Source organism: Exiguobacterium sp. s123 (assembly GCF_018617075.1).
Taxonomy (GTDB): domain Bacteria; phylum Bacillota; class Bacilli; order Exiguobacteriales; family Exiguobacteriaceae; genus Exiguobacterium; species Exiguobacterium profundum.
The window spans coordinates 444546-459070 of the sequence record NZ_JACSJL010000002.1; the positions used below are offsets into that span (position 1 = coordinate 444546).

Below are 14525 nucleotides of genomic sequence, written 5' to 3' on the forward strand. Positions count from 1 at the left end.
TCATGTCTGGGTTAATTCAAATCAATAATAAGTCTGAACATATTTGGCAATTCCTTCAGCCACACCTTCCGCCATTTGCTGACGAGACGTGTTACTTCGAAGGTAAGTCAAATCTGTTGGTGATGAGATAAATCCTAATTCGACGAGTGCAGATGGCATTGTATTATACGTAATAACGTAATAATTAGCTGTTTTCACTCCTCGGTTCGACATTCCACTCATTTTACCCGCCAAGTTGCTTTGAATGTTTGAAGCAAGGACACGACTTCGAGCGCTGTGCGCAGACTGAGAAGAATAGAACGTTTCTACCCCTTTCGCAGATGATGAACCGGCTGCGTTGACGTGCATACTTACAAACAAATCACCACGTAACGACTTCGCTGCAGCAACTCGCTGATCTAGAGTCAAATAGACATCAGTCGAACGAGTGAGACGTACATTGTAATCATATTTTGAGCGAAGATAAGCTTCTACACGTTTCGTTACATCGAGTACAATCGTTTTCTCATAGAGAGATCCATTAACTGCTCCCGAGTCTTTTCCACCGTGTCCTGGATCAAGGACGATGACTGTTCCAGTCGATGTGCTCGGCTTAGATGTCATCACGAATGCTGAAGAAATGAAAGCATCTTGTCCGTTGAACTTGATTTTATGGAAACCATTGGTTGTCCCATAATGTAAAACAGCTGTTCCGTGATTGAGTTGACCAACCACATTCGAATCAAGACTCGCTTTCGAACGAACGTTCAATACATCACCTGGTGTGTTGATGTATACCGTACCTTTTGGTGCAGCTTCCGGCGCAGCCGGGGCTTTCCCTTTCGTCAACCACGAACTCGCTGTGTAGTAGACTTTCGAGCCGATCTGAACAGTCGACCAACTCGAATTGTACGCTTTGTATGAAACAGCCGTGTATTTCGGAAGAACCATGAGGACTTCCGAACTCTGATGGGTTTTTCCAAACAAGTTTACTGTACGGTTAGCATACCCTTGCGTGAGTCCATCATCTGGTTTCGTTGTCGTCGGAGGTTCTGTCGACGTTTTCGAAGTAGAGATCCAAGCTGTCGGTGTGTAATACGTTTCACTTCCGAGATAGACAATCGACCAACTCGAGTTGTATTTGCTCGAGACGACAGCCGTGTTCACGGGAAGTATCTTCTTCACCGCCGACCGTTGATTCCGCTCAGCGAAGAGTTTCAGCTCCCGGTTTGCATACCCGTCTTTTTTCTCTACACTGCTATCCAATGTACCTTCTGTAATGCCCCAAGTCGGTGTGTAGTACGTTTCGTTCCCGATATAAACAATCGACCAGCTCGAATTATATTTGCTCGAGACGACAGCCGTATGTTTCGGAAGAACTTTCTGCACTTTCGAACGTTGGTTGCGTTCAGCGAACAACTTCAACTCACGGTTCGCGTAGCCATTTGTCCGCTCCACATTCGATTCTGTCAGTTTCGGTGCGATGTAAGCTTTTGCGGCATAGTACGTCTTGCCATTTAGGTAGACTTTTGCCCAAGAAGAATTATGAACGGCATACTTCACTTCCGTCCCCTTCTTCAACGTGGTCACAATCGTCGCCGATCGATGGGACGTGACGCGAACGTTTAAATTCGCAGTCGTCACTCCAGTAGACGTTGCCGCCTGCGTCGTTAACGAACTTGAAGTGGATGAAAGTTTTCGAATGTACTGGGCCGAGGCATAGTATGTACGATTGTTTACATACACTTTGAGCCATGACTGATTATACGTTCCATACTTTACTTTCGTGCTTTTTGGTAATGTTTTCACTACCTTCCCACTCAGACTAGGGGATGTACGAATGTTCAAATTGACAGTCGTCTCTCCATCATAAGTTGCAGCTTCGACAGATGGAAGTTGCATCCCTAACAAGAGGACCGTTAAGATGAGGGCAACTTTCAATAGTTTCATTTTCATCCAAAATATTCCTTTCTCATTGCGGCATTTCCTACTAACAACAATTTCATATTAGCATAATACTTTTTTAAAAAAAGTAAATATTTGAAAAAAAAGATGAATGTTTTTGATAAAAAGGTAAATGTTTTTATTTAGCTGGTCGGATAATCAGAAACGTCTCCGTTCCGTAATCTTCGATGGCGACAGTAAAGCCTTCTTTAACGAAAGGATTCTCTATACCAATCAATCCATCTCGTCTCTGTTGAATCACAAATCCATCCAGTCCTTCAATCGCTGCAATGCGATAAAACCGCTCGACATGTTGTTCTCGTTCTATATATCGGTCGAATCGCTCAAATGATTTAACTGGGACCCCGCCCCAATAGCGACCTGGCTGATGCGATAAATAAGTACGCACCGATGTCTCCGTGATCGGGTCCGGCGTGTGGTCAAATCGTCCGAAGTCCCGGGCCGACTTCTCTTCGATGAGGGCAAAGAGTGAATCGAACAGATTGAGATAGTAAGACGCTCCAAGAGACAAAACGGCACGCTGCAATTGCTCGATATGATGCTGTAGTGATTGACCTTTACGGTTCGGTTTTAACTTCTTATCGCCTTCATAAGCGTTCAAAATCCGCGCCACTTCTCCTGCCTCTTCAACAATTTGAAAATACAGCTTCTCTTTCGATTCTCCTCCCTCCGCCTCTGGTTGCTGCAATGCAATCGCATACTGGTTTGCTAGACACGTGGAGATCACTAGTACATCAAGTAACTCCTCTTTCAACTCATCCCGCGCCTCTCTCCTTAACGCGCCCCCTACTTCTCCTACCTCTTCTAACAATCGTGCTAGCCCGGATAAAGGTCTCCAGTAACCACCTAAATGAAGAATCATCGTATCGATTTTCTGTTGAACTTCTCTCACGTTCATTCACCTATCTTTCTGCTTTATTTACCGCTTACATGATATACTATGCTCAACCTAGTTGTCCGGAAAGGGTGGGTTCCACATGTCGTCGGCAAGACTTTGGCAATTGCTTCGATTCATTCTCGTCGTTATCGGTTTCTTTTTAATCACTTGGCTATTGAATATACTTTTCGAATATACATATCCGTTCGTATTTGCCTTGCTCTTGTCCTTGATGACCGTCCCGCTCGTCAACTTTTTCGAGCGAAAATCAAATATGCCTCGTGCACTCGGCACTCTCATTTCCTTGATCATCGTGCTTAGCATCGTCGTCGGAATCATCACCATCGTCATCATCCAATTGATTCATTATGCAACGGTGGCAGCGGAACGACTCCCTGAACAAATTGAGACACTCACCGAGTTTATCCAACGACTGTTCAATGAAAAAATCGCACCGCTCGTCAATGATGCATACCAGAGCTATCAGCAGTTAAATCCCGGACAGACGACCTCGCTCGAGGGAGGAATCACCGAGCTCGGTGTCCAACTCGCCTCAGCGATTGGTGTCTTGTCCCGCGGAGTGGCCAGTGTGCTACAAAACATGTTAGCAGCGCTTCCGCTCGTCTTGTTGCTCGTGGTCGTCATTGTCCTCGCCTGGTTCTTCATCACAAAGGATTGGCCATCATACGTCAACTCACTGAATCGTCTGAACAAACGAAAAGGATTCAAAGAATTCGAGGAAGTGATGATCAACCTCAAGTCTGCCCTATTTGGATACGTCCGTGCCCAGTTCACGCTCATCTCCATCACATTCGGGATCGTCTTGATCGGAATGCTCATCCTCCGTGTTGACAACCCGCTCTCTTTCGCTTTACTCGCGGGGTTCTTTGACCTCTTGCCTTATTTGGGGGTCGGTACGCTACTTATTCCTTGGGCCGCCTATGCCGCGGTGACAGGTGATTGGTTCGTGGCCATCGGATTGGTCGTGTTGTATATCATCGTCATCGTCCAACGCAACTTGGCTGAACCGAAAATTGTCGGTTCCCATATCGGATTGAATCCACTGGTCGCACTCATCTCCATCTTCGTTGGATTAAAGCTATTCGGTGTACTCGGCTTTATCGTCGGGCCCGTACTCGCCGTCCTGTTGAAAGCCGTATACAATGCCAAAGTGTTTCATTACATATGGCGATTTATCGTCGGTCCGCCTACGACGACAGCAAAAGAGCGATGAAATGTTGATTTCATCGCTCTTTTTTCATTTGAGGTACAGCCACTACGGGTTGATCGGATTCTGCCGGCTGAAGCGAGAGACCACTTGTCCCCGCTTCATAGGCAGCTACCGCCAAGATGCACGCATCGATAATATCGTCGATTTGGACGTTCGACATCTTCCATTTCCATGGAGAACTTTTCGAGTATTGCCGAAGTAACTCGATTCGCTCATCCTGCCCTTCGACCGTCTTTTTCGAATGACTTGCCTCATGTCCCATCATGACCGAGAAACAAACTTCCGGATGTGATTCGTAAACGTCAGATGCCTTCACCTGCTGAAACTCACGGATCCGGGGAACAAGATTCCACGCTTGTTTACTAATTCCTTTGCCAACCAACGCCCGACTCCTTTCATTCGCTTCCTCATAAGTCGCTTCTTGCAACACCTCTTGAATCGGCGGAGTGAAGACGGACGACTTTCGTTGGCTGAGTCGGCAACGCATCCACGCATCGCATTCGCGGCTCGGATGGTCGACCGTTCCTAAATCTTTCGGCATATCCACAAAATGCATGGCACCATCAATCAGCAACTCCTCCAACGTCTCCGAAATCGTTAAACAAAGTGAGATGCTGTCATATGTGATCCGTACCCAGCCGCCACGTGCACCATCAATTCCTACTCCTACCATGTCGTACCTCCTGTAACATCATCAACACGCCAAATACGGCGAGAAACACTGTACTCCCTAACCAAATACGGTTCGGCCAAACCGTGTAGCATAGGCCACACAGAATCGCCAAACCGATTACGCCACCTGCTCTTACCGCTCCCACGATTCAATCATCCGTGCGAGGGTTCGAACCATGACACCCGTCGGCCCCTTCGGACCGAGGTCATTCGCTGCCGCTCGTTCGCTCGTTCCTGCAATATCGAGATGTAGCCATGGTGTATCGCCGACAAACTCACCGACAAATGCGCCACCAAAAATCATATGCCCGAAACGACCTGGTGAGTTGTTCAAGTCGGCAACTTCCGATTTTCTCACCTTGTCGATGAAGACATCGAAATATGGCATCTGCCACACGAGTTCGTTCGTCTCACGGCTCGCCTCTTCAAGAGAACGATAGAGGGTATCGTCGTTCGTTAGACAGCCCGTCACGTCTGTCCCGAGGGCGACGAGAACGCCACCTGTGAGCGTAGCCACATCGATGATGGCTTTTGGTTCATACGTTTTCGCAAACGTGACCGCATCCGCTAATACAAGACGTCCTTCTGCATCCGTGTTCAATACTTCGATCGTCTTTCCATTCATGGCCGTGATCACATCATCTGGTTTGAACGCATCTCCAGAAATCATATTGTCGGTCGCACCGATGATGCCAATCACGTTCCGTTTTGGTCGCGTCAATCCGAGGGTCTCGAACAATCCGAGGACGGTAGCAGCGCCACCCATATCCCCTTTCATCCCGACGATGCCATCTTTCGGCTTAATTGAATAGCCGCCTGTGTCGAACGTGACACCCTTCCCGACAACGGCAATCGGAGCTTCTTCTGCCCCACGATACTCGAGTACAATCAATTTTGGAGGAATCGTCGACCCTTGGTTGACTGCGAGCAATGCCCCCATACCTAGTCCTTCCATCTCTTCTTTTTCAAGAATACGGTATTTGAAATCATGACGTTTCGCCAACTCAACCGCGTAATCCGCTAACGTCTCCGCTGTCAAAATATTGGCCGGCATCATCGTCAACGTTCGAGCGACATTGACCCCTTTCCCATAAGCCACACCCGCATCGATATCCGTCTGGTCCACGTCACCGAGCAACGTGATCGTCGGTTCTTCGACCGTTTCATTTGGAGCAGACTTATATGTAGGATGGGCATAGGTCGCCATTTCATACGCTTCTGTGAATATGCGTGCGGCACCATCCGTAAACGTATCAAGCGCTACGGCGACGTCCTTCAATCCACGTGACTTGATCAGTTTCGAGACTTTCCCGAACCAATTCCGAACATTCTCGGTCGTCATGTCATTTCGTTGACCAAGTCCGACAAATAAAACACGGGTCGTCTCACCGGCGAATGTCGGAAGGATTGTCACTTCCCCCGTCTTCGTAGAGAGGTCTCCTGATTGAATAAGCGCTTTGACGCGTCCATCAAACAATGTGTCGAGTCCCTCATCGATAGAATCAGCCGCTCCAATTCCGACGACGATTGTCTCGTAAGAATCGGTCCAATTTAATTGAGCAATTTGATACATATTGCCACTTCCCTTCTATATATATGGTAAGCATAACGAACTTCTCCAAAATAATGAAATAGTATGCGTAAGAGTCAAGAAATCTTCGAATTCATGGGCTATCTCCTCGTTGTGACGTTGTTTTATTTTATGATAGGATAAGAAAGTACGCAATCGGGCTTCTCTTCATCGTGAAGTGAGGCCAATTTGACTGGTCGAGGCTTCCCCTAGTCGTAGACCGTTGCTACTTTAACTTTCTCCGTTCTCGTTAATTCTTTTTTCTTTTCGGGTATGAAGTAACGAGGCAGGAAAGTACACTATTTCTTTGAAAAGAGGGACTACGCTTATGTCACACATTAAAGGTATTGGTGCATCTGCAGGAATTGCAGTTGCAAAAGCATTCGTCATGGAGACACCTTCATTCGATATCCCATCACACAAGATTGAAGATGTCGCTGCAGAAAAGGCTCGCTTCCAAGATGCGATCGCACAATCTAAAACGGAGCTTGAAGCCATTCGCGAACATACACTTCGTGAGCTCGGTCCAGACAAAGCCGAGATTTTCTCAGCTCACCTTTTAATCGTTGAGGACCCAGAAATCGTATCGCAAGTGAACGACAAAATTGAAAGCGAAAACATGAACGCAGCGAAGGCACTTGACGAAGTCGCCCAAACGATGATCATGATTTTCGAATCAATGGATAACGAATACATGCGCGAACGTGCAGCTGATGTTCGTGACGTCACAAAACGTGTCATGGCTCACATTCTCGGAGTGACATTCGTGACTCCAGCTTCGATTTCAGAAGAAGTCATCATCATTGCCGAAGATTTGACACCATCAGACACGGCACAACTTAACCGTAAATACGTCAAAGGATTCGCGACGAACATCGGCGGACGTACGTCTCACTCTGCCATCATGTCACGCTCACTTGAAATTCCGGCAGTAGTTGGAACAAAAGTGGCCCTTGAAGAAATCAAAAACGGTGACCTCGTCATCATCGACGGAACAGAAGGTGACGTCTTCGTCAACCCTTCAGAAGATCTCGTCAAAGAATACGAAGGCAAACGTGCTGATTTTGAAGCGTACAAAGAAGAGTTGAAGCAACTCGTCAACGAAGAGTCAATCACAGCGGACGGTCACAAAGTGAAGCTTGCTGCGAACATCGGGACACCGAACGACCTCGAAGGCGTTTTGAAAAACGGTTCAGATGCAATCGGGCTCTATCGTACGGAGTTCCTATATATGGACTCTGAAACGTTCCCGACTGAAGAAGAGCAATACACAGCTTACAAAACGGTTCTTGAAGGCATGGAAGGCAAGCAAGTCGTCATCCGTACACTCGACATCGGTGGCGACAAAGAGTTGTCATACCTTGACCTCCCGAAAGAAATGAACCCGTTCCTCGGCTATCGTGCCATCCGCCTTTGCCTTGAGGAAACAGATTTGTTCCGCACACAACTTCGTGCCCTTCTCCGCGCCTCAGCTCACGGGAACCTCGCCATCATGTTCCCAATGATTGCGACACTCGAAGAGTTCCGCGCGGCGAAAGCCCTTCTTCTCGAAGAAGAAGCGAAGTTGAAAGAAGAAGGAATCGAAGTCGGACAATATGAGACTGGAATGATGGTTGAAATTCCATCAACGGCTGTCATGGCGAAACAATTCGCAAAAGAAGTCGACTTCTTCTCAGTCGGAACGAACGACTTGATTCAATACACGATGGCGGCTGACCGGATGAACGAAAAAGTTTCTTACTTGTACCAACCGTTCAACCCTGCCATCTTGAACCTTCTCCACAATGTCATCACTGAAGCACACAAAGCTGGCAAATGGGTCGGCATGTGTGGAGAGATGGCTGGAGAAGAACTCGCGATTCCAATCCTTCTCGGTCTTGGTCTCGACGAATTCTCGATGTCCGCTTCAAGCGTCCTTCGTGCGCGTAGCCTCGTGAAACGCTTGACGAAGTCGGAAACAGAAGCAATCGTCAACGAAGTCCTCAACATGGACACAGCTGAAGAAGTCGTGAACTTCCTTAGCGAAAAGTTCGACATTAAGAAATAATGGCAAAAGTCCTTCTCTCACTCGAGAGAAGGACTTTTTTATATACTGCATTAGAAATCAAAATCATCTGGGTCTGGACCGACACGTTGATATCGGTCGAGTGAGTCGATTCGTTCCATTTGATCTTTGGTCAATTCAAAGTCATGAACATCGAAGTTTTCTGCGATTCGATGTGGTTTGATGGATTTTGGAATAATCACCCATCCCGTTTGGAGATGCCACCGTAACAACACCTGGGCGACGGAACGATCGACTTCCTTTGCGACCTCTACTAAAGTCTGCTCTTCGAACAACCCTCCCTGCATAAGCGGTGCCCAAGCGACCGGTACGATGCCGTGCTCGCTCATATACGATGCTAACTCGGTTTGACGAAGCAACGGATGCCGTTCAACTTGGTTCACGGCTGGAACGAGGTCACTGTTTGCAGCCAATGTCTCGAGGTGATGGACTTGGAAGTTACTCACCCCGACTGCCCCGACACGTCCCTCTCGATACAACGTTTCGAGGGCACGCCAACTCTTGACCATCTTGTCTTCCACCGGCCAATGAATCAAATACAAATCTAACTGTTCCAATCCAAGACGAACGAGTGACGCCTCGTAGGCGGAGATGGCAGCATCGTAACCTTGATCAGCGTTCCATAGTTTCGATGTGATAAATAAATCTTCCCGGGAAATATTTGCGATTTCCATTCCTTTTCGGATTCCGTCACCGACCCCCTCTTCATTCTCATAAACGGCTGCCGTATCGATATGACGGTATCCTTGACGAATCGCCTCGACGACGGCATCCATGACTGTATCCCCATCTTTAACTTTGAAGACGCCAAGTCCAATAGTAGGAATGGCTTTCTGACCGTGATTCAATTGTATGGATTGTTTCATTTGTACCCCTTCTTTCGTGAGAATTCTCCTTCACTATAAGGGGGATTCTCCTTTTCCGGAATAAGGCACATTGAAGTAACTACACAAATCGAGCCGCCCCATGATAGGAGCGGCTCGTAATCATTTATTCTGGTCCTCTGTCATCGGCTCTAAAGTCGAGCGCTTCACCCGCGACGACAGTCTCACCGAATGGTACGACGACGACTTTTCCGTCCCCGTTCGTCCAAATGATTGGTGTAATCAGTGACGGCACTTTATCACGAATCGCGCTGAGGTCGACTTCGAGAAGGACGTCTCCCGCTTCGACCCGGGCGCCTTCTTCGACTCTCGCTGTGAATCCTTCCCCTTTCAGGTTGACCGTATCGAGACCGACGTGGATCAATAGTTCACGTCCATCGTCAGCCAAAATGCCAATCGCATGTTTCGTCGGGAAGAATGTCGTGATTTGACCGGTCACCGGCGAAACGACCTGTCCGGAACTTGGTTCAATCGCAAACCCTTCTCCCATCATGCGACCCGAGAAGACTTGATCCGGCACATCATCAAGTGATAACAGGACACCAGACATCGGAGCCAAGAAGCGATGATCGGCTTGTTCAGCCGCTTCCGGTGTAATGACTGCCTTCTCTACTTTTTCTTTCGGTTTGTATTCGCCACCTTCGATGATGGTCGCGATTTGTGATTTGAGCGTGTCCGATTTTGGTCCGAAGATGGCTTGGATATTGTCTCCTACTTCAAGGACACCAGCGGCACCGAGCGTTTTTAGAAGGTCTTTGTCAACTTGTTTCACGTCATTGACGGTGACACGAAGTCGCGTGATACATGCATCTAAATGTTTAATGTTTTCAGGACCACCGAGTCCGACGAGCACTTCATATGGCAAGTCGTCCCCAATCCCCGCTTTGTCCCCTTTCGTGCCAGTCTGCACGTCACGTCCAGGAATTTTCAGGTCAAACTTCGTAATAGCGAACCGGAATCCAAAGTAGTAGATGACCGCAAAGACGAGACCAACCGGGATGACGAGCCACCAGGCCGTCCGGTTCGGCAGGACCCCGAAGAGCAGATAGTCAATGAGACCACCAGAGAAGGTCATCCCAATCTTGACGTTCAGTAAATGCATCGTCATGAAGGAGAGACCGGCAAAGACGGCGTGAATTCCGAAGAGAAGTGGTGCAACGAAAACGAATGAGAATTCGACTGGTTCTGTGATCCCTGTCAAGAATGACGTAAGGGCAGCCGAGAAATAGAGACCCTCGACGTCTTTCCGCCGTTCTTTCGGAACCGTGTGGAACATGGCGAGACAGGCTGCTGGTAAGCCGAACATCATGAACGGGAATTTCCCGGTCATGTACGTACCGGCTGTGAATTCCACGCCGTCACGCAGTTGTGCGAAGAAGATCCGCTGGTCACCTTGTACGAGATCACCTGCTTGGTTCGTATACTCCCCGAATTGGAACCAGAATGGAGAATACCAAATATGGTGAAGACCGAACGGAATCAAGGAACGTTCTACTAATCCAAAGATGAATGCTGATAAGGCAACGTTTGCCTCGATGACCGTACTTGAGAACGTGTTGATCACATTCCCAATCGGTGGCCATATATATGCGAGCGCAATCCCGATAATCAAACTGAATGCGGCCGTCGCAATCGGGACGAACCGCTTCCCTGCAAAGAACCCTAAGAAATCTGGCAACTTGATGTTGAAATACTTGTTGTACGCATAGGCTGCAACAAGACCTGCGATAATCCCCCCGAATACCCCCATTTGGAGTGTCGGAATACCGAGAACGGTGGCATACTGCGGATCACCTTGAGCGATTTCCGCGGTAATCCCATTCCATGTGCTAATGACTTTGTTCATGATCAAATAACCGACAATGGCTGCTAGACCAGCAACCCCGTCCCCGTTCGCCAGGCCGATCGCGACCCCGACGGCAAACAGTAACCCTAAGTTTGCGAAGACGATGTCCCCGGCATCTGTCATGACTTGCCAAATCAGGACAAGTGAGTCATTCGCCAGAAACGGGAGCAATTCAACGAGGTCCGGGTTTTGGAATGCGGTACCAAACGCCAAGAGAAGACCGGCTGCCGGTAAGATCGCAACCGGAAGCATGAGTGCTTTCCCGATCCGTTGTAAAACGCCAAACACTTTCTTCCACATCATGGTTCCCTCCTTTGTCAGAATACTTACTTTTTCCCTCTAACGTTTGGATGAAACCGTTTCATATAAAAGAAAAAGACCAACCCCGAAGGATTGGTCTAGGTCATCAATTAGTTGACTTTCTTTTCGTTACCTGAAGCGATGACCGCTTGGATTTCTGATTTCAATGCGTCCGAACGTGGTCCGAAGATTGCTTGAATGTTGTTACCAACTTCAAGGACACCAGAAGCGCCAAGTCGTTTTAACTCATCTTTGTTTACGTTTGCTTTGTCTTTAACTTCGACACGAAGACGTGTGATACATGCATCGAGGTGTTTGATGTTTTGTGAGCCACCAAGACCGACGAGGATATCTTGTGCAAGTTCCGAACCAGTAGCTGTTGATTGTTCAACAACCTCATCTTCACGACCTGGAGTTTTAAGGTTGAACTTACGGATAACGAAGCGGAATCCGAAGTAGTAAATAACCGCGAACACGAGACCGACTGGAATAACGAGCCACCAAGCCGTACGACCTGGAAGAACACCGAAGAGCAAGAAGTCGATCAAACCACCCGAGAACGTCATCCCGATTTTCACGTTCAAGATGTGCATTGTCATGAATGAAAGACCTGCGAATACCGCGTGTACTGCGAAGAGAAGTGGTGCTACGAACAAGAATGAGAACTCGATTGGTTCTGTGATACCAGTCAAGAACGATGTAAGGGCAGCAGAAGCCAAGAGACCACCGACAACCGCTTTACGCTCAGGACGTGCTTCGTGATACATTGCGAGTGCTGCTGCAGGAAGACCGAACATCATGAACGGGAATTTACCAGTCATGAACGTACCTGCTGTCAATTCAGCACCATCACGAATTTGTGCGAAGAAGATCGCTTGGTCACCACGTACAACATTACCCGCTGCATCTGTGTATGAACCGAATTCAAACCAGAACGGTGAGTAGAAGATGTGGTGAAGACCGAATGGAATCAATGAACGTTCGATTAAACCGAAGATGAACGCTGCGAATGTACGGTTTTCATTCAACATGAAGTTTGAGAATGAGTTCAATCCGTGCTGAACTGGTGGCCATACTAATAGTAAAACGAAACCAGCAACGACGGCTGCAACTGCTGTTACGATTGGAACGAAACGTTTACCAGCGAAGAAACCAAGGAACTGTGGCAATTCGATATTGAAGTACTTGTTATAGGCCCATGCGGCGATGAGACCCATGATGATCCCTCCGAATACCCCTGTTTGGAGCGTTGGGATACCGAGTACGTTCGCGTAAGCCGGGTCACCTTGTGCCAATACTTCAGGTGTGAGTTCGAGCCAAACACCCATGACTTTGTTCATGATCAAGAATCCAACGATTGCCGCAAGTCCGGCTACGCCGTCACCTGCTAAACCGATGGCGACACCGACTGCGAACAAGAGCGCCAAGTTCGAGAAGATGATTCCACCTGCTTGCTCCATCAATTGAGCGAATTTCACGACGCCTTCGTTCGTTAACCAACCAGCGCGTGATGTAAGTTGTGGGTTTTGCATTGCGTTACCGAACGCAAGAAGAAGACCGGCTGCCGGCAAGATCGCAACAGGAAGCATAAGTGCTTTACCGACTTTTTGAAGAACACCAAAGATCTGCTTAAACATCAACATTTCCTCCTTTTTTTAAGCACGTATAAACAATATGATAGCGGCGTAGATGTCAGACAACCGACGTATCTAAACGTTTTCATAAATCACGTTTATAAAAACAGAAAAGGCATGAATAAGGATAGAACGTAGACCTCTCCCAATGGAGACATCACATAACGTTCCACTCCTTACTCATGCCTGATCGAATCAGTAACACGTAAGACACGTGGTATCATTTATCTACTTGTTAGGCGCTGGAGATGCATCGTCAAATATGTCGCTTCACCTCGTGGGACAGGACGCTTTAATTCGCGTTCCATGATGCCCATCAGCTCCCAAGCAGTACTATAGCATAGCGGATATTCGTCGCGCAACACCTTTTCAATTTTTTGTGGTGCCTCGACCGTCTCACCTGTCGCGACCCGCTCAACGGCGTACCTTAAGTGCCGAAGTAAGCGCTTATAATCGAGTGATGTCCGGTCCATTTTCACGTTCAAATGACTCTCAATCGTCTGAACAATTTGCCCGATGATTTGATTATGACGGTTGACCTCGAGGACGTTTTTGAACGTCGTCGCCGAGTGAATATGAAGGGCGATAAACCCTGTTTCCGCATCCGGGAGCAAAACGTTCAATCGTTCATGAAACATATCGACGATCCGTTCCGCGAGCGCAAACTCGTTTGGATAGAGCGATTCCGTTTCAAGTAAAAACGGATTCGTCACTTCCATCCCTTGTTCGATTCGCTTCATCGTGAAGAACAAGTGATCCGTCAAACCGATATGGATGTGCTCATCGACTTTCTTGCCCGTACTCGTCTCAATGAAGCAGACAATCTCTTGCATGAACGCAATGAAGTCCTCGTCGACATGTTTGACGAGTTCTTGATATTGAGATTGCTCTTCTTTATCTGTCAGTTGATACACTTTCTCCGGGACGCTGGCCGGGTCGACGAGGTCGCCTGGTTTTTTGCCAAAGCCAATCCCCTTCCCGAGTAGAATGACTTCCGGATCCGTATCATGTTGACAAATGACAACGCTATTATTCAACACTTTTTTGATCGTATACATCGGTAATGTCATTCGCATCGCATCCCTTACTAAAAATCGTTTCGCTATCTAGTATATCGGTTCATGCCCTAAAAAAGTAGGGACAAAACAAAAAAGGCGAACATTTCTGTCGCCAATTAAAACATTGAATAACCGCTCTTTCGTAAGAAACGAATCGTCACACCAGCTAGAATTGCACCGAGCAATCCAAAGCCGAGCATGAATAAATCGAGAAGTTGCAACCCGACGAGTCCTTCATAGACACTCGTAAGCGCGGTCGATGTCTCGGTCACGTAACTCGAAAGTTTGACATTATCAATCATCATGATGACAAAAATTGGATAAATGAACACGAGTGTCCATGTCTTTTTAAGTAACATATTCAAGATGAAGCCGATACTGAAAAAAATCGTCATATATAAAACGGCTCCAATGACTGCTTGGATAATATGCATGTGTTGCCCC

The 14525-nt window shown here is 47.6% G+C and carries 10 protein-coding genes and 1 pseudogene; 2 read left to right on the top strand and 9 right to left on the bottom strand.

The genetic code is table 11. From position 1 onward, the window contains the following. Window positions 1-21: 21 nt before the first annotated feature. Together KNO72_RS06130 and KNO72_RS06135 are read right to left on the bottom strand one after the other, a co-directional pair. Window positions 22-1935 carry an N-acetylmuramoyl-L-alanine amidase family protein gene (locus KNO72_RS06130; RefSeq protein ID WP_214730449.1) on the bottom strand — a complete coding sequence of 638 codons (1914 nt, stop codon included), beginning with the start codon at window positions 1933-1935 and terminating at the stop codon, window positions 22-24. 127 nt (window positions 1936-2062) lie between these two features. Further along, the gene (locus KNO72_RS06135; RefSeq protein WP_078147238.1) at window positions 2063-2842 is read right to left on the bottom strand and encodes a nucleotide pyrophosphohydrolase; all 780 of its coding nucleotides are present in this window, start codon (window positions 2840-2842) and stop codon (window positions 2063-2065) included. A 79-nt stretch (window positions 2843-2921) separates the two neighbouring features. Between KNO72_RS06135 and ytvI the strand changes: the two genes are divergently transcribed. Next, a complete protein-coding gene (gene ytvI / locus KNO72_RS06140; protein ID WP_214730448.1) occupies window positions 2922-4055 on the top strand; it encodes a sporulation integral membrane protein YtvI in 1134 nt (377 codons plus the stop codon). 10 nt (window positions 4056-4065) lie between these two features. Here ytvI and KNO72_RS06145 read toward each other — a convergent pair whose 3' ends face one another. Together KNO72_RS06145 and KNO72_RS06150 are read right to left on the bottom strand one after the other, a co-directional pair. Continuing rightward, window positions 4066-4725, bottom strand: a complete 660-nt coding sequence (locus KNO72_RS06145; RefSeq protein ID WP_078147240.1) for a DUF429 domain-containing protein — start codon at window positions 4723-4725, stop codon at window positions 4066-4068. 132 nt (window positions 4726-4857) lie between these two features. Further along, a complete protein-coding gene (locus KNO72_RS06150; protein ID WP_078147241.1) occupies window positions 4858-6297 on the bottom strand; it encodes a leucyl aminopeptidase in 1440 nt (479 codons plus the stop codon). Between the two features lie 325 nt (window positions 6298-6622). On the opposite strand from KNO72_RS06150, the gene ptsP reads away from it, so the two are divergent. Then, window positions 6623-8341 (top strand): phosphoenolpyruvate--protein phosphotransferase, encoded by a 1719-nt coding sequence (gene ptsP, locus KNO72_RS06155; RefSeq protein WP_078147242.1) that lies wholly within the window; start codon window positions 6623-6625, stop codon window positions 8339-8341. A gap of 50 nt (window positions 8342-8391) precedes the next feature. On the opposite strand, the gene KNO72_RS06160 is transcribed toward ptsP, so the two are convergent. The 5 genes and pseudogenes from KNO72_RS06160 to KNO72_RS06180 form a co-directional block, all read right to left on the bottom strand. Continuing rightward, entirely contained in the window at window positions 8392-9225 is an 834-nt protein-coding gene (locus KNO72_RS06160) for an aldo/keto reductase (protein ID WP_214757519.1), read from the bottom strand. A gap of 124 nt (window positions 9226-9349) precedes the next feature. Next, window positions 9350-11389: a glucose-specific PTS transporter subunit IIBC gene (gene ptsG / locus KNO72_RS06165; protein ID WP_078147244.1), complete on the bottom strand. Its 2040-nt coding sequence runs from the start codon at window positions 11387-11389 to the stop codon at window positions 9350-9352. Between the two features lie 137 nt (window positions 11390-11526). Beyond that, a pseudogene (gene ptsG / locus KNO72_RS06170) lies at window positions 11527-13026 on the bottom strand (glucose-specific PTS transporter subunit IIBC); the annotation flags it as partial. A gap of 221 nt (window positions 13027-13247) precedes the next feature. Beyond that, entirely contained in the window at window positions 13248-14093 is an 846-nt protein-coding gene (gene glcT / locus KNO72_RS06175; RefSeq protein WP_078147246.1) for a glucose PTS transporter transcription antiterminator GlcT, read from the bottom strand. 104 nt (window positions 14094-14197) lie between these two features. After that, a complete protein-coding gene (locus KNO72_RS06180) occupies window positions 14198-14515 on the bottom strand; it encodes a YuiB family protein (RefSeq protein WP_047795135.1) in 318 nt (105 codons plus the stop codon). Window positions 14516-14525 lie beyond the last annotated feature (10 nt).